At 70.5% G+C, this 15,083-nt stretch carries 16 protein-coding genes; 6 read left to right on the top strand and 10 right to left on the bottom strand.

Features of this window, described 5'->3' with window-relative positions; genetic code table 11:
* Positions 1-15: 15 nt before the first annotated feature.
* The 6 genes from O1R50_RS20230 to O1R50_RS20205 all read right to left on the bottom strand — a co-directional run bounded on the left by O1R50_RS20230 (position 16) and on the right by O1R50_RS20205 (position 5,800).
* On the bottom strand, positions 16-735 hold the full coding sequence (locus O1R50_RS20230) for a ComEA family DNA-binding protein (RefSeq protein ID WP_270111997.1): 720 nt from the start codon (positions 733-735) through the stop codon (positions 16-18).
* Between the two features lie 254 nt (positions 736-989).
* Positions 990-1,877: a succinate--CoA ligase subunit alpha gene (gene sucD, locus O1R50_RS20225; RefSeq protein WP_270111996.1), complete on the bottom strand. Its 888-nt coding sequence runs from the start codon at positions 1,875-1,877 to the stop codon at positions 990-992.
* A 4-nt stretch (positions 1,878-1,881) separates the two neighbouring features.
* Positions 1,882-3,060, bottom strand: coding sequence for an ADP-forming succinate--CoA ligase subunit beta (gene sucC, locus O1R50_RS20220; protein ID WP_270111995.1), 1,179 nt, complete (start codon positions 3,058-3,060; stop codon positions 1,882-1,884).
* Positions 3,061-3,720: 660 nt separating this feature from the next.
* Positions 3,721-4,167: a cobalamin B12-binding domain-containing protein gene (locus O1R50_RS20215; protein WP_270111994.1), complete on the bottom strand. Its 447-nt coding sequence runs from the start codon at positions 4,165-4,167 to the stop codon at positions 3,721-3,723.
* A gap of 115 nt (positions 4,168-4,282) precedes the next feature.
* Positions 4,283-5,302 (bottom strand): hypothetical protein, encoded by a 1,020-nt coding sequence (locus tag O1R50_RS20210; protein WP_270111993.1) that lies wholly within the window; start codon positions 5,300-5,302, stop codon positions 4,283-4,285.
* A 126-nt stretch (positions 5,303-5,428) separates the two neighbouring features.
* Complete coding sequence (locus tag O1R50_RS20205; RefSeq protein WP_270111992.1) at positions 5,429-5,800, bottom strand: MarR family winged helix-turn-helix transcriptional regulator; 372 nt, start codon at positions 5,798-5,800, stop codon at positions 5,429-5,431.
* 140 nt (positions 5,801-5,940) lie between these two features.
* Here O1R50_RS20205 and O1R50_RS20200 point away from each other — a divergent pair, with 140 nt between their 5' ends.
* A complete protein-coding gene (locus O1R50_RS20200) occupies positions 5,941-7,389 on the top strand; it encodes an MFS transporter (protein WP_270111991.1) in 1,449 nt (482 codons plus the stop codon).
* Positions 7,390-7,478: 89 nt separating this feature from the next.
* Here O1R50_RS20200 and O1R50_RS20195 read toward each other — a convergent pair whose 3' ends face one another.
* From O1R50_RS20195 to O1R50_RS20185, 3 genes are read right to left on the bottom strand one after another with little or no spacing between them, the layout of a single operon-like run.
* Entirely contained in the window at positions 7,479-9,950 is a 2,472-nt protein-coding gene (locus O1R50_RS20195; protein WP_270111990.1) for an ABC transporter permease, read from the bottom strand.
* Between the two features lie 56 nt (positions 9,951-10,006).
* On the bottom strand, positions 10,007-10,774 hold the full coding sequence (locus tag O1R50_RS20190) for an ABC transporter ATP-binding protein (protein WP_270111989.1): 768 nt from the start codon (positions 10,772-10,774) through the stop codon (positions 10,007-10,009).
* Entirely contained in the window at positions 10,771-10,995 is a 225-nt protein-coding gene (locus tag O1R50_RS20185; RefSeq protein WP_270111988.1) for a hypothetical protein, read from the bottom strand. The genes O1R50_RS20190 and O1R50_RS20185 overlap by 4 nt, the downstream gene beginning before the upstream one ends.
* Positions 10,996-11,203: 208 nt before the next feature.
* Between O1R50_RS20185 and O1R50_RS20180 the strand changes: the two genes are divergently transcribed.
* The 5 genes from O1R50_RS20180 (at position 11,204) to O1R50_RS20160 (ending at position 14,549) form a co-directional block, all read left to right on the top strand.
* Positions 11,204-12,508, top strand: a complete 1,305-nt coding sequence (locus tag O1R50_RS20180; protein WP_270111987.1) for a sensor histidine kinase — start codon at positions 11,204-11,206, stop codon at positions 12,506-12,508.
* Positions 12,496-13,143: a response regulator transcription factor gene (locus O1R50_RS20175; RefSeq protein ID WP_270111986.1), complete on the top strand. Its 648-nt coding sequence runs from the start codon at positions 12,496-12,498 to the stop codon at positions 13,141-13,143. Before O1R50_RS20180 ends, O1R50_RS20175 begins: the two co-directional genes overlap by 13 nt.
* A 35-nt stretch (positions 13,144-13,178) precedes the next feature.
* Complete coding sequence (locus O1R50_RS20170; RefSeq protein ID WP_270111985.1) at positions 13,179-13,403, top strand: hypothetical protein; 225 nt, start codon at positions 13,179-13,181, stop codon at positions 13,401-13,403.
* Positions 13,403-13,717, top strand: coding sequence for a type II toxin-antitoxin system PemK/MazF family toxin (locus O1R50_RS20165; RefSeq protein ID WP_270112067.1), 315 nt, complete (start codon positions 13,403-13,405; stop codon positions 13,715-13,717). The genes O1R50_RS20170 and O1R50_RS20165 overlap by 1 nt, the downstream gene beginning before the upstream one ends.
* A gap of 133 nt (positions 13,718-13,850) precedes the next feature.
* A complete protein-coding gene (locus tag O1R50_RS20160) occupies positions 13,851-14,549 on the top strand; it encodes an MIP/aquaporin family protein (protein WP_270111984.1) in 699 nt (232 codons plus the stop codon).
* Between the two features lie 46 nt (positions 14,550-14,595).
* Here the strand turns inward: O1R50_RS20160 and O1R50_RS20155 are convergent, their stop codons facing one another.
* The gene (locus tag O1R50_RS20155) at positions 14,596-15,033 is read right to left on the bottom strand and encodes a thermonuclease family protein (RefSeq protein WP_270111983.1); all 438 of its coding nucleotides are present in this window, start codon (positions 15,031-15,033) and stop codon (positions 14,596-14,598) included.
* Positions 15,034-15,083 lie beyond the last annotated feature (50 nt).

Below are 15,083 nucleotides of genomic sequence, written 5' to 3'. Positions count from 1 at the left end.
ACCGCTTGCGGCGCTTCACGGCATGAGCAGGGCGTACTCGCGCAAGTGCTTCTCGAAGCCGGGCGCGAGCCCGATCTCGACGATCACTTCGTCGATGCTCTGGAACGGCCCGACGCTCTCGACCCGTTCGCGGACCTGCCTCGCGGTCGCCTCGTTGAAGCCGGGGAGCTCCCGCAGGACTTCGACGGCGGCGTGGTTGAGGTCGACGAGCCCGCCGTCGTCGAACTGCCGCGGCAGATCGGGGCGGCCGACGCCGCTGCGCTTCGCCAGCGCGGGGTCGCCTTCGGCCAGTCGGCGGGCGTCCTGGCGGAGCCGGGCCGCGCGGTCGAGTGCGGGTGCGACCCAGTCCTGGCCGGGTATGGCCGGTTTGGCGGGCTTGGGTGCGGCGGGGCGCGGTTCCACTGGGGCCCATACGTATCGGCGGATCGCGAAGAGGTGTGCGGAGGCGCCGAGGGTGGAGGCGAGCAGCGAGAGGAAGGCGAGCAGGCTGGCCCATCCCGGCGACTCGCCGGCCGGGAACGGCAGGAGGAACGCGAAGAACCCGATGAGCGCGGCCGAGTAGAGGACCAGCGGCACGGCGGTGGCCGGGGAGGGGCGGCGCCCGACGGCGATGGCGCAGGCGATCGGGGCGCCGAGGCCGGGGATCAGCGGCAGGAGCGCCCATCCGACGGTGGCCGCGCCGCGGGCCGCCGACGGGTGCGGGCGGTCGCCGGGGCCGAGGGGTTTGTCAGGCATGCGGTCATGCTAGCGATGCGGCACCAAGACAGGACGCTTCGTCACCGGTCCGGGCTAGCGGCGCAGCCGTATCGACGCAGGGAACGCGAACGGCCGCAGCGGCTCGCTTCGTCAACTGGGGCATCGGGTGGGGCCGGCGGACACCGCCAGACGGCCGCTCCGCGCTCCGCCAACCGGAGCCTCCGGTGGAGCCCCCCGGCAACGCGAAGGGCCGGACGGTCGCACCGTCCGGCCCTCGTGTCGCTATGCGTCCCTTAGAGGTTCTCGATGACCTCGCGCATGAGGCGCGCGGTCTCGCTCGGGGTCTTGCCGACCTTGACGCCGGCGGCCTCGAGGGCCTCCTTCTTCGACTCGGCGGTGCCGGCCGAACCGGAGATGATGGCGCCCGCGTGGCCCATCGTCTTCCCCTCGGGGGCGGTGAAACCGGCGATGTAGCCGACGACCGGCTTCGTCACGTGGTTCTTGATGTACTCGGCCGCGCGCTCTTCGGCGTCGCCGCCGATCTCGCCGATCATGACGATCGCCTTGGTCTCGGGGTCCTCTTCGAACGCCTTGAGGCAGTCGATGTGGGTGGTCCCGATGACCGGGTCGCCGCCGATGCCGACGGAGGTCGAGAAGCCGAGGTCCCGCAGCTCGTACATGAGCTGGTAGGTCAGCGTGCCCGACTTGGAGACGAGGCCGATCGGGCCGGTCCCGGTGATGTCGGCCGGGGTGATGCCCGCGTTCGACTTGCCGGGGGAGGCGATGCCGGGGCAGTTCGGGCCCACGATGCGGGTCTTGTTGCCCTTGGCCTCGGCGTAGTTCCAGAAGGTCACGGAGTCGTGCACCGGGATGCCCTCGGTGATGACGATCGCGAGCTCGATCTCGGCGTCGATCGCCTCGATCACGGCGGACTTGCAGAACGCCGGGGGCACGAACACCACGGAGGTGTTCGCGCCGGTCTCGGCCATGGCCTCGGCCACGGTGGCGAACACCGGCAGGCTCACGCCGTCGACGTCGACCTTGGTGCCGGCCTTGCGCGGGTTGACGCCGCCCACGATCTCGGTGCCGGCCTTGAGCATGCGGCGGGTGTGCTTCATGCCCTCGGAGCCGGTCATGCCCTGGACGATGACCTTGGAGTTCTCGTTGAGGAAGATCGCCATTGGACTAGGCCCCCTTGTTTGCGAGCTCGGCGGCCTTGTCGGCCGCGGCGTCCATGGTCTCGACCACGGTGATGAGCGGGTGGTTCGCGTCGGCCAGGATCTGGCGGCCGGCCTCGGCGTTGTTGCCGTCGATGCGGGCGACGAGCGGCTTGGTGACGTCCTCGCCGCGGTCGGCGAGCGTCTTGAGGGCGCCGAGGATGCCGTTGGCGACCTCGTCGCAGGCGGTGATGCCGCCGAAGATGTTCACGAACACGCTCTTGACCTGCGGGTCCGAGAGGACCACTTCGAGGCCGTTCGCCATCACGGCGGCAGAGGCGCCGCCGCCGATGTCGAGGAAGTTCGCGGGCTTGACGCCGCCGTGGTTCTCCCCGGCGTACGACACGACGTCGAGGGTGGACATGACGAGCCCGGCGCCGTTGCCGATGATGCCGACGGAGCCGTCGAGCTTCACGTAGTTCAGGCCGGAGTCCTTGGCGCGCTGCTCGAGCGGGTCCACGGCCGACTTGTCCTCGAACTCGGCGTTCTCGGGGTGGCGGAAGTCCGCGTTCTCGTCCAGGGTGACCTTCGCGTCGAGCGCGAGGACCTTGCCCTCGGGCGTGCGCACGAGCGGGTTGACCTCGACGAGCGTCGCGTCCTCGGACACGAACGCGCCCCACAGCTTGACGAACACGTCGACGAGCTGGTCGCGCAGGTCCTCGGGGAACCCGGCCTTGGTGACGATGTCGTCCGCGATCTCCGGGGTGACGCCGACGCCGGCGTCGATCGGGAGTTTCACGACCTTCTCGGGCGCGGTGTGCGCGACCTCTTCGATCTCCATGCCGCCCGCGGTCGAGGCGATGCACAGGAAGGTGCGGTTCGCCCGGTCGAGCAGGTAGGAGAAGTAGTACTCCTCGTCGATGTCGGCGGTCACGGTGAGCATGACCTTCTCGACGGTGTGGCCCTTGATGTCCATGCCGAGGATGTTGGTGGCGTGGGTCTTGACCTCGTCGACGTTGTCGGCGAGTTTGACGCCGCCCGCCTTGCCTCGGCCGCCGACCTTCACCTGTGCTTTGACGACCACCCGGTCACCGAGGCGCTCAGCGAGCTCCACGGCCTCCTGCGTGGTGGTGGCGACGCCGCCGTCCAGTACCGGCACGTTGTGCCGGGCGAACAGTGCGCGGCCCTGGTATTCGTACAGATCCACTGTAGAGTCCGCTCCACTAGCTAGTCTTCTTTGACCGGACGGCCTGGCCTCCCCGCCGGTGGGCGGGGTTCGGGTACAGGTGCCCGTTCTCGCAGGGTAACCCTTAGCGAGTGGGCGAAGCTTGCCACGGGCGACCGGTGTGACGAGATCGAAGTTCGCACGACAGAAGCGACGAATCGTGCGCTCCGCGGGAACGGAGCGGCCCCGCCCCGAGGTCGGGTGTGCCGGTTCGCGATCGCCCCCGGTTCGATGGTGCCGCGGGGGTGCGGTTTCGAGCACGGGCGTGTCGCGGGATTCAGGGGGCATAGAGGCGGGGACCGGACGCACCCCTCAGGCGTCCGGTCCCCTTAGCGGGAATCAAGCCCACCCCTCAAAGGCTTGACTCCCTTAGGCACGATGCCCTATCGCCACCCCTCAATCGACAGGGCATCGGCAGTTTGTGGCACAGCTCTATGAACCGTGCGATATTGCCGCGAACCCGACCGGAAGTGAACTTCCGGTACCGCGCGGCGGCCTCATTAGCGGCCTCTCGGCCCGCTGCCGATGCGTCTTCCGCTGTATTCCACTGCGTCCGACACTATTAGAAACGAGGGCGCTCGCGGCCGGTTACGGTCTTCTCAGAAAATTTTTTGGCCGAGACGTTTCCGCAGGTGGGAGCCGTCATACGGCTGCGGGACGGCCCTGATCGGGTGAGGCGACTCCGGACGATGGGACATGCTCGCGCACCCATTCGGCGATCACCTGCGTCGAGGCGCCGGGACCGAATATCGCGGCCACTCCGGCTTCGCGCAGTTGCGCCGCGTCCTCCTCGGGAATGATGCCGCCGCCGAAGACGATGATGTCGCGCGCGTTCGCCTCATCGAGTAGTCGCAGCACTCGCGGGAACAGCGTCATATGCGCGCCGGAGAGAATGCTCAGGCCGATCGCATCGGCGTCCTCCGCGAGCGCGGTCGCGACGACCTGCTCGGGGGAGTTGTGCAGGCCGGTGTAGACGACCTCCATGCCCGCGTCGCGCAGCGCCCGCGCCACGACCTTCGCGCCCCGGTCGTGCCCGTCGAGCCCGACCTTCGCGACGACCACCCTGATCGGTGTGCCGGTAGCGGACATAGATGTACCTCCTCGTACAGGAGGCCGCGGCACCTACGGCGCTCTTGGCGTACCGTGCGTGCCGCGGCCGTTGCTTACGAGTGAGCTTAGTCGCGTCCGGTGTGAGGCGGAAGGGCTAACCGCCGTAGGGGCTCTGCGGAGGCTGCTGGCCCTGCTGCGGGTAGCCCGGAGGCGGCGGCGGGTACGCACCCGGCTGCTGCTGGGGCTGCTGCGGGCCGGGCTGGCCGTAGCCGGGAGGCGGCGGCTGCTGCCCGTACTGCTGCTGGGGCTGCTGCGGGTACCCGGCGGGCGGATAGCCGCCGGCCATCGCCGGGGCGCCCTTGATGTAGTCCTTGACCTCCTGCTTCGTGAGGTACAGGAAGCTGGCGTAGCCGTAGATGCCGGCGTTGATCAGGTACATGATCAGCATGACCGGGAAGAGGAAGGAGCCGAGGGCGGCGATGAGCGAGCCGCCGGCGCCGATCATCATGAGGATGACGCCGGTCAGGCGCAGCCCGCCGGAGGTGATCTTCCCCTTCGGCAGCGCCCAGCCGTACCAGCCGAACGCGGCCGCCACGAGCACGCTGATGACGAGCCCGCCCATCGCGAAGACGCCGTAGGTGGCCAAGCTGATGATGCTGAAGACGAGGCCGACGCCCGCGCCCGCCATCGCCATGAGGCCGATGTGCTTGATGCCCGTGGGCGCTTCGCCGGCGGGGACGCCGGGCTGGACCTGCGGGTAGCCGCCCGGCTGCTGCGGCGGCGGGCCCGGGAAGGGCTGCGGCTGCTGGCCGTAGGGCTGCTGCTGGGACGGCTGCGGGATCGGGCCGCTGCCGAGCGGGTTGGACTGCGGGGGCTGCGAGGCCGGCTGGAAGCCGGTCTGCGAGCCGCCCTGCTGCGGCATGACGGTGGTCTCCGCGAAAGAGGCGACGTTCGGATCCGCAGGTCCGGTCGGGTTGCCGAGCGGTGAAGGCGGCGGAGGCGGGGTCGACGCACCCGCCGGGGCGCCGCCCTGGCGCTGGATCTTCATCGTGCGGTCGAGGCCGGACTCATCGCCGGACGGGGCGGGCGCCGGGGCGCCGCCTGCGGCGCCGGGCTTCAGCTTGAAGGTGCCGCCGTCCTCGTCGTCGGGTCGTTCGTTCTCTGGGGGAGTCATTGCATCCACGCTCCACGGGCCGGATCGGTTGTGACTGCTCTCGCCTTCACCATACCGACCGAGGCCGGGGGCCGGGGAAAGCCGTCCAGTCCGTAGCGGGAACGCCACGCGCCCAGCGGTACTGCGCTAGGAGCAGGCCTCGGCGCGTTGGGAGTCGCCCGGCACGGTGAGGTGCTTGACGAGGACGGCCCGGTGGGTGGGCTTCGCGGCCTCGAAGCGCTCGCGGCCCGAGGGGGTGAGCATGAGGAAGTTGGCGCGGCGGTCGAAGTCGCAGGCGGCGCGGGTCACGAGCCCGGCCTTCTCGAGGCGGGTGACGGTGCGGGAGAGGGCGCTCTGGCTGAGGTACATCTCGGCCTCGATGTCCTTCATCTTCGCCTTGCCCTCGGCCTGGTCGCCGCAGGTGCGACCCAGGATCAGGAGCACCTCGAACTCGCTGAGCCCCAGGTCGTGCCGGGACTGCAGCTCGTTCTCGAGCTCGCACGATGTGTTGTGGTACACGCGCAGTGTTTCAGACCACTTGGCGCATACGTCTACGTCTGATCCAGCCTCCATGACCAGGAGATTACCATGTCAAGACATTTAATGTCCACTCATTAGATGTGTTGACATCCAATGCGCGTGCATGTAAGTTTCTCGGCATGACGATCACCGAGAACCAACCCCGCACCAACGAACTCCCCGACACCCCCGATCCCGAATCACATTCCCCGAGCAGATGGGGACCAAAGCTCTGGGCCGTCCTGTTCGTCGCCGGCCTCGCGATGTTCCTCGACGCGCTCGACGTCTCCATGGTCGGCGTCGCGCTCCCGTCCATCGGCACCGAACTCGGCCTCGAGACCAGCTCGCTGCAGTGGATCGTCAACGGCTACATCCTCGGCTACGGCGGCCTGCTCCTCCTGGGCGGACGCATGGCCGACCTGCTCGGCCGCCGCCAGGTCTTCCTGACCGCGCTCGTCGTCTTCGGCATCGCCTCGCTCGTCGGCGGCCTCGTCGACAACGAGGGCCTGCTCATCGCCTCGCGCATCGTCAAGGGCGTCGCCGCCGCGTTCACCGCCCCGGCCGCGCTCTCGATCATCACCACCACGTTCAAGGAAGGCCACGACCGCAACAAGGCGCTGTCGATCTTCACCGTCTTCGGCGCCACCGGCTACGCCTCGGGCCTCATCGCCTCCGGCCTGCTCACCAGCGTCGACTGGCGACTGACCTTCTACGTGCCCACCGTGGTCGTCGCGGGCGTCGTCATCGCCGCCTTCTTCGTGGTCCCCAAGACCACCGACCGCGAACGCGGCTCGATCGACTACGCCGGCACCGTGACGCTCACCGGCGGCATGCTCGCCGCCGTCTACACGATCGTCACCGCCCCCGAGACCGGGTTCACGCCGCTCGTCACCGCCACCACGATCGCCGCGGTCCTCCTGCTCGGCGCGTTCTTCGTCATCGAGAACAAGGTGGCCCACCCGCTGGTCCGCCTGAGCATCTTCAAGGTCAAGTCGATCGTGCGGGCCAACCTGGCCGCGCTGGCGATCTTCGGCTCCTACATCAGCTTCCAGACGATCGTGTCCCTGTACCTGCAGAACACGCTCGAGTGGGAGCCGATCCAGATGGCGCTCGCCCTGGCCCCGGCCGGAATCATCGTCGCCATCCTCTCGCCGAGCGCCGGCAAGTTCATCGACCGCTACGGCACCAAGTCGATGATCATCGTCGCGCTGGCCTCGTTCGTCCTCGGCTACCTGTGGTTCATCCTGCGCGGCGGCAACCCCGAGCCGAACTACTTCGCCGACTACCTGCCCTCGTTCCTGCTGCTCGGCCTCGGTTTCGCCATCGGCTTCTCCGCGGTCATGGTGCAGGCCACCGAAGGCATCGCAGACGACGAGCAGGGCCTGGCCTCCGGCCTGGTCCAGACCTCCGGCCAGATCGGCGGCGCGATCGTCCTGGCGATCGTCACCGGCCTGATCTCCGGCGGCGTCGCCACCAACCTCGACCAGTACCGCCCCGGCCTCTACATGGTCACGGTGGTCGCGATCGTCGGACTGCTCGCCAGCGCCACCGCGCTGCTGGGCCGCCGCACCGCGGTCGAAGCCGCCTAACTCCATACACCCGCGCTGAGCGAATCTACGGCTCGCAGGCGTCGCCGAGAGGGGGCCACCGATTCCGGTGGCCCCCTTTTCGTTTCGCGCTATTCGGCCGCCGCCACCAGGGTGGTGAGCGGCATCTTGAGCGCTTTGCGGGTCGGGATGGCGATGGCGGCGCTCGCGACCAGGGCGGTGAGCGCGACGACGGCGGGGATGACCCACAGCGGCCCCTGCGGCCAGGGCTCGCCGAGGAAGACCAGGCTCAGCAGCGTCATCGGCAGGACCGAGACGGCGAGTCCGGCCCCGATCGCCAAGGCGCACAGGAACAGCGTCTCGCGGCGCATCATCGCCCGCACCTGCCGCTGCGTCGCGCCGGCGGCGCGCAGGCTCGCGAACTCGCCTCTTCTGCGGGCGGTGGCGGCGACCAGGCCATTGGCCGCGCCGAGCATGACGTAGCCGCAGAGCACGAGCGTCACCATCACGTTGAGCCACTGGTCCGGGGTCATCCCGGTCGCGATGGACGGGACCGTCGCGCCCGTCTCGACCGCGAGGCCGGGGACGTCGGCGGCCCAGTCCGCCACGGCCGCTTCGTCTCCGGTGGCGAGTGCGGCGTCGTAGAAGCGGGGCCCGGCGTGGCCGGTGACGAGGTCGGCGGCGAGGATCACGGTGCCGAACCCGAAGCCGCGCCCGTAGGTCGCGGCGACTTCGGCGTCCACGCGGGTGCCGTCGGCGAGGACGAGGCCGATGCGGTCGCCGACTTCGGCGCCCCACAGGCGGGCGGTCCCGGCGTCGAGGGCGACGGTGTCGCCGGTGAGCGCCGCGAGGTCGCCGTCTTCGAGGTCGAGGTCGGCGACCTGGTCGATGCCCGGGCTGAAGGCGAGCGCGGGGATCGGGTCGACCTCTTCGTCGCCCGCCATGTCGTAGGTGCGGAGCACGGTGGTCTCGATGACGCCGACGGCGGCCTCGACGCCGCTTTCGCGGTTGAGCGCGGCGAGGTCTGCGGTGCTGATCGCGCCGGTGACGGTGGCGTCCGCCTTCGCGCCGTCCGCGATCTCGGCGGCGGCGGTCTGGCTGAACGTGGACTGGGCGGACACCTGCGTGACCGTGAGGCCCACGGCGAGGGCGAGCACGGCGACGGCTCCGGCGGTGCGCCGGGCGTAGGCGCGGCCGTTGCCGGCCGCGAGCCAGCCCGGTGCGTCGACCCGCGTGCCCGACTTGCGTGCCATCAACCGCAGCACGGTCCTGACCAGCGCGGGTCCGGCCAGCGCGAGGCCGATGACGGCGGTGAGCGTAGCGGTCGCGGCGGAGGCGAACGCGGCCTCGCCGGGAATGACGAGCGGCATCAGCGACTGCGCGATCGCCATGGCGAGGACCAGGAGTCCGATGCCGGTGCGGATGCGGCCGGGTTCGCGCGGTTCGATCCGGGATTCGGCGACGGCCGCGGTGGCCGGGAGTCGGGAGGTGCGCAGCGCGGCGGCGCGGGCGGCGATCTGCACGGTCAGGATCAGGAGTGCCGCGGCGATGAGCCCGCTGATCGGCGTCAACGCGACCGGCAGGCCCTCCGGCATCGTCCCGGATCCGGCCAGGAACGCCGTGAACCGCTCGGCGAGCAGGTATCCGACGGCGACGCCGGGGACGAGGCCGATCGCGGCGACGATGCTGGCCTGGGTGGCGACGAGCCGCCGCACCTGGCGCGGGGTGGCGCCGACGGCGCGCAGGAGCGCGAGGTCGCGGCGCTGGCCCGCGACCGAGACGCCGATCGCTCCGGCGGTGATGAAGCCGACGAGCAGCACGATGGTGGCGGCCAGGGCGGTGGCGAGTTCGATGAGTTCGCTGCGGGCGGTTCCCCCCGCGAGGGTCTCGGCGTCGCCGCGCGCGTCGCCGGTGACGACCTCGAATCCGGTGCCGGACAGGGCGGCCCGCAGGTCGGCGGCGACGGCCTCGACGGCGGCATCTGCGGCGACGTCGACCACGATGAGGTCCGCTTCGCCGTCGCCGTGTCCGGCCAGGGCGCGCGCGGTGGCGGCGTCGGTGTAGAAGCCCTGGCCCGCGGTGTCGGCGACGGCGCTGACGGTGTACTCGGCGGTGCCGTGGGCGGTGGTGAGGGCGACGAGGTCGCCGGCGGCCAGCCCTGCCTCGGCGGCGGTCTCGGCGTCGAACACGACTTCGCCGGTGCCCGGCGCGGGAGTCGACGTGCCGAAGAGCGCAGCGGTGTCCCAGCTGTGTCCTTCGATCGCATCGCCACGGGCCGCACCGTCTTCGACCGCGCCTATGTCGTCGAGCCGCGCGGTGAACGTGAGGTCGGCGGCCGCGCCCGCGACGCCCGGCACCGCCGCGATGTCGGCGACGAGCTCGGCCGGAAGCGTCTGCCGCTCAGGGAAGGGGATGTCGGGGTCTTCGACCACCCGGTGGCGCTGCGGGGCGGTGACCAGGATCTCGGCGTCTGCGAGGCGGTCGGGGACGAGGTGGGAGCTGACGCCGGTCTCGCCGAGGACGGCGGCGGCGGTGACCATCGCGGCACCGCCGAAGACCGCGAAGGCCACCGCGATGAGGCTCGCGATCCTGTTGCGGGCCATGCTGATTGACGGTCCGGCCAAGGTGAGCCGACCGCTCGGGGGCAGGAGACGCAAGTTCAGCGCCCCCGCAGGTCGGCGAAGATCGCGGTCAGCTGCGCCGCGCCCGCCGCGGGTACGTAGTGCTCGATGCGCCCGTTCGCGACCACCGCGGTCGCGTGCGCGCGGGCCGCCGCGGCCGGGTCGTGCGTGACCATGACCACGGTCTGCCCGAAATCGTCCACGAGCTCCCGCAGCAGATCCAGGACCTCGGCGGCCGTGTCCAGGTCGAGCGCCCCCGTCGGCTCGTCCGCGAACACCACCTCCGGGCGGGCCGCGAGCGAGCGCGCGATCGCCGCCCGCTGCTGCTGGCCGCCCGAGAGCTCCCCAGGGCGCCGGTGCAGCAGGTCCGCGATGCCCACGCGCTCGACCAGGTCACGCAGCCAGCGCTGGTCCGCCGGAGCACCGGCGAGGCGCAGCGGCAGCGTCAGGTTCTCCTCCACGGTCAGCGACGGCAGCAGGTTGTACGACTGGAACACGAACCCGATCCGGCTGCGCCGCAGGCGGGTCCGCTGGTGCTCACTGAGCTTCGCGATCTCGGTCCCGCCGATCCGGACCTCCCCCGACGTGGGCGTGTCGAGCCCGGCCGCGCAGTGCAGCAGCGTCGACTTGCCCGACCCGGACGGGCCCATGATCGCCAGGAACGAGCCGCGCCGCACCTCGAGTGAGACGCGGTCGAGCGCGGTGTGCGCCCCGTCGTACGTCTTCGTCACGTCGCGCAGCAGCAGCGCCGGAGGCCTGCCGGTGTCGGAGCGCAGTTCAGCGCGGGGGGCGGTGAGCGTGCTCATCGGCTCCTCCGGCTCTTCACGGCGCGGACGATGAGCGCGATGCCGCAGATGAGCGCGACCGCGCCGAACGGGACGGCCACGAAGTGGAGGCCCACGGCCTGCAGGCCCGTATTGAGGATGACGCCGACGACGAGGCCGATCCACAGCGCGATCGTCATGATCGTGAAGTGGCCCATGCCCTGCCTCGGCGGCGGTTCGGTGATGCGGTACTGGTCGTTCATGGCTGGTTCCCGGTCCTATCGCAATGCCCGTTCCCCCAACGGGACCGGCTGAGAAGAACGCTATGGCGAAACGCCCTGCGGCCCAATGCGGCTGGCTTGCCGATTCGCAGTAGGGCCTGGTGGAGGCCCTGAGGTACAGCCAGCACTACCGACGATCGGGACCGCGCCGGGTAGCTTTCAAAGCCGACTCGGCGAAAGGGGGTGCACCGTGCGCGAACGCATGCGGCAGGCGAAGGCATGGCTCGACGCCCAGCTGCGCCCCGAGGGCGAAGCGGCCGACCTGCGGGCGCTGCTCCTCGCGTCCCTCCGCGCCACCGGCTACGGCATCGTCGGGGCCGGTTTCGCGTTCCTCGCGCTCTACACGATCCCGCTGCTCCTGCTCACGACCGTGCTCGCGTTCCTCGGCGTCGGCCGCTTCCTCATCCGCCCGATGGCGCGCTGGGTGCGCACCATCGCGGGCCTGGAACGCGGTCGGCTCCGCCGCCTCGGCCACGAAGTGAAGACCCCCTACCTCGGGCCCTACATCGACGCGCCGCGCAACTTCCGGGAGCTCAAGGCCGACCCGAGCACGCGCCGCGACCTGCTCTGGCTCGTCATCCACGGCACGTGGGGCCTCATCCTCGGCGCGCTGCTGCTCCAGATGCCGTTCACCGCCGTCCACGACGTCACCTACCCGGTGTGGTGGTACTTCGCGCCCACTTCGGAGCAGAACATCCTCAACGGCATGGTCGAGGCCGAGACGGCGACCGCCGCGCTCCTCGGCTGCGCCACCGGCGTCGCCGTGTTCGTGCTGTGGATCCTCTTCGGCACCAAGATCCTCGAACTCCAGACCCGCCCCGGCCTGGCGTTCCTCGTCCCCGACCCCGGCATGGACCTCACCGAGAAGGTCGCCCGCCTCACCGCGACCCGCGCCGCCGCCCTCGACGCGCACGCCGTCGAGCTGCGCCGCATCGAACGTGCCCTGCACGACGGCGCGCAGAACCGCATCGTCGGCGTCAACGTGCTCATCGGCGCGGCCCGCCGCGAGATCGACCGCGACCCCGCGCGCGCCGACCAGATCCTCGGACGCGCCCAGGACACCGTCGAAGGCGCGCTCGCGGAACTGCGCGCCGTCGTCCGCTCGATCCTGCCCCCGGTCCTGGAGGACCGCGGCCTGGCCGGGGCGCTGAGCGCGCTGGCCTCCGACTGCGCCGTGCCGTGCACGCTCGAGGTGGACGTGGAGGGCCGGTGCCCGGCGAGCGTCGAGGCCACCGCGTATTTCGTGGTCGCCGAGTCGCTGACGAACGTGGCCAAGCACTCCCGCGCGTCCAGTGCCTCGGTCGAGGTGCGGCGCAGGGGGAATACCCTCACCGTGGTCGTGTCCGACGACGGCCGCGGCGGCGCCGACGCCGCCGCGGGATCGGGGCTCGCGGGGATCGCGCGCCGCGTGGAGGCGCTGGACGGGACCGTGGCCGTGCAGAGCCCCGCGGGCGGGCCGACAGAGATCAGAGTGGAGCTGCCATGCGGATCGTGATCGCCGAGGACGACTTCCTCCTGCGCGAGGGCCTGAACCTGGTGCTGCAGGGGGAGGGCTTCGAGGTCGTGGCCACTGTGGGCGGGCCGGAGGAGTTCCTGGCCGCCGTGGAGGAGCACCGGCCCGAGATCGCGGTCGTGGACGTGCGGATGCCGCCGACCCACACCGACGAGGGCATCAAAGCCGCGGTGGCCGCCCGCCGCGCCCACCCGGGCCTGGCGGTGCTCGTCCTCTCGGCCTATGTCGAGCAGAGCTTCGCCACCGACCTCCTCGCCGACGGCGCGCGCAGCGTCGGCTACCTCCTGAAGGAACGCGTCGGGCGGGTGGACGCGTTCGTGGAGGCCCTGCACCGGGTCGCCCAGGGCGGCACGGCGATCGACCCCGAGGTGGTCGCGCAGCTGTTCGCGCAGCGCCGTGCGGACGATCCCGTGGAGCGGTTGACACCGCGCGAGAAGGAGGTCCTGTCGGTCATGGCCGAGGGCCTCGGCAACCAGGCGATCGCGCAGCGGCTCTTCATCACCGAGAACGCCGTCCACAAGCACATCCGCAACATCTTCCTGAAGCTCGACCTCACCCCGGACGACCAGACCGACCGCCGCGTCGCGGCCGTACTCCACTATCTGGAACGCTCCTGAGCTGCGCGTATTACGGATTGTGATACACTGGCGGCATGTCGACCCTGAACGTGCGCACTGATGCGGCGATGGACCAGGCCCTCGCCGCGCTCACGGCCGACGGTCGCACCAAGACCGAGGCCGTCCGGTACGCCCTGCTGCATACCTACCGGGACGAGCTCCTCAAGCAGGCCCGCGAGGACTCCGAACGCCTCGCCGCCGACCCTGACGACCGCGCCGAGATGCTCGCCATCCAGCGTTTCCTGGGCCTCGTCGAGTGATGTTCCGCGGCGCGATCTTCGAGGTCCGGCCTCTCGGGGGAAGCGGGCACGAGCAGCGGGGCAAGCGCTGCTGCGTCGTCATCCAATCGGATCGTTTCGCGTGCAGCACCGTCACCGTCGCGATGACCTCCACCAGTGCCGGACACGCGGTCTATCGGCCTGAGGTCGAATTCCTCGGTGCCAAGGCCCGCATCCTCACCGACCAGATCCATTCGCTCGACCACGGCCGCCTCGGCGAATTCAAGGGGGCGTTGGAGGTCGAGGAACTCGACGCCCTCGACCGGGCGCTCATGCTCAAGCTCGCCCTCGTTTGAGGCGGGACCACTTTCCGGAGCGCTCCTGATCCCGTCCCCGGGTCAGTCCGGAATGGTCGAAACCGGCCCGTGACCTCGTGAATCCTGCGACCCTCGATGTCGAACGCGAGGAAACGGCATCGAAGGGGACGATATGCGCGAGTTCTGGGCCGAGCTGCTGGGCACCTTCTGCCTGGTGTTCTTCGCCGTCGGATCGGCGGTCTACGGCATCGAGACGATCGGCTTCGTCGGCGTCGCCCTCGCCTTCGGGCTGGTGCTGCTCGCCCTCTACTACGCGCTCGGGCCCGTCTCGGGCTGCCACATCAACCCGGCTGTCACCCTCGGTGCGCTGCTCGCGAAGCGGATCGACGTCGCGACGGCCGTCAAGTACTGGATCGCGCAGTTCATCGGCGGCTTCGCCGGTGCGGCAGGGCTCAAGTTCATGACGACCGCGGGCGACGTCGCCGACCAGACCGGGACCCTCGGCGCCAACGGCTACGGCGCCGCCGTCGACCTGGGCGGCGCGATCATCATCGAGATCCTGCTGACGTTCCTGCTCGTCTTCATCTTTCTCGCTGTCACCAGCAAGCGGGGCAAGACTTCCTTCGCGGGAGCGGCCTTCGGCCTGGTGCTGGCGGCCGTCCACCTCGTGGGCATCCCGCTCACGGGCACTTCGGTCAACCCGGCCCGCTCGCTCGGCCCGGCGCTGTTCGCCGGGGGCGAGGTGCTCGGGCAGGTGTGGGTGTTCATCCTCGCGCCGCTGGTCGGCGGCTACCTCGCGGCATCGGCTCAGCCGCTGCTGTACGCCCGCGAACGCGAATCGGCGACTCCGGCGGCGCCCGAAGAGGCCTGAGACGACTGACGGGCACTCCCTCATCGAGGGGGTGCCCGTGCGCGTGTCAGTCGTGGATCTTCGAGGCCCACATGCCGCGGCGCTCGGCCTTCGCGAGCTTCTCCGCCTTGCGGAGCGTGTCGCCGATTGTGAGTTCCTGGTGGCGCAGGATGTACGTGTGCGCCATGCCCTCCGCGACCGCGAGGACCGCGTAGTTCATGCCGTTCTCCATGACCACGTGCATGAGCAGCCGGTCGTACTGGTCGTAGGCGGGGTCGCCCGGGTCGGTGAAGAGGTGCACGGTGCGGCCCTCGAGCTTGTTGCGCGCGTACACCTTCGCCTCGGCGCCCCAGTCCTCCTCCTCACGGAAACCGCCGGACTCGGGGGAGTTGATCCCCATGATGCGCACGCGGACCTTCTCGCCGTCGATGACCGCGCGGAACGTGTCCCCGTCGACCACGTCGACCACGTCCACCGTCGCGTAGAAATCGCCCGGACCTTCCATGTGGTGCCTCCTCCCGGCCGGCCCCAGCAGCCGGACGTTTCGTTGCCATC

This window comes from Glycomyces luteolus (assembly GCF_027622875.1).
Taxonomy (GTDB): domain Bacteria; phylum Actinomycetota; class Actinomycetes; order Mycobacteriales; family Micromonosporaceae; genus Glycomyces; species Glycomyces luteolus.
The sequence above is the reverse complement of the archived record's forward strand: the minus strand, read 5'-3'. Positions and strand labels throughout refer to the sequence as shown.

Coding starts and splice junctions, on each gene's coding strand:
- O1R50_RS20185 (WP_270111988.1), bottom strand. CDS start 10,995: ATGAACGACCAGTACCGCATCACCGAACCGCCGCCGAGGCAGGGCATG.
- O1R50_RS20230 (WP_270111997.1), bottom strand. CDS start 735: ATGCCTGACAAACCCCTCGGCCCCGGCGACCGCCCGCACCCGTCGGCG.
- O1R50_RS20210 (WP_270111993.1), bottom strand. CDS start 5,302: ATGACTCCCCCAGAGAACGAACGACCCGACGACGAGGACGGCGGCACC.
- O1R50_RS20200 (WP_270111991.1), top strand. CDS start 5,941: ATGACGATCACCGAGAACCAACCCCGCACCAACGAACTCCCCGACACC.
- sucD (WP_270111996.1), bottom strand. CDS start 1,877: ATGGCGATCTTCCTCAACGAGAACTCCAAGGTCATCGTCCAGGGCATG.
- O1R50_RS20175 (WP_270111986.1), top strand. CDS start 12,496: ATGCGGATCGTGATCGCCGAGGACGACTTCCTCCTGCGCGAGGGCCTG.
- O1R50_RS20215 (WP_270111994.1), bottom strand. CDS start 4,167: ATGTCCGCTACCGGCACACCGATCAGGGTGGTCGTCGCGAAGGTCGGG.
- O1R50_RS20170 (WP_270111985.1), top strand. CDS start 13,179: ATGTCGACCCTGAACGTGCGCACTGATGCGGCGATGGACCAGGCCCTC.
- O1R50_RS20155 (WP_270111983.1), bottom strand. CDS start 15,033: ATGGAAGGTCCGGGCGATTTCTACGCGACGGTGGACGTGGTCGACGTG.
- O1R50_RS20195 (WP_270111990.1), bottom strand. CDS start 9,950: ATGGCCCGCAACAGGATCGCGAGCCTCATCGCGGTGGCCTTCGCGGTC.
- O1R50_RS20190 (WP_270111989.1), bottom strand. CDS start 10,774: ATGAGCACGCTCACCGCCCCCCGCGCTGAACTGCGCTCCGACACCGGC.
- O1R50_RS20160 (WP_270111984.1), top strand. CDS start 13,851: ATGCGCGAGTTCTGGGCCGAGCTGCTGGGCACCTTCTGCCTGGTGTTC.
- O1R50_RS20165 (WP_270112067.1), top strand. CDS start 13,403: ATGTTCCGCGGCGCGATCTTCGAGGTCCGGCCTCTCGGGGGAAGCGGG.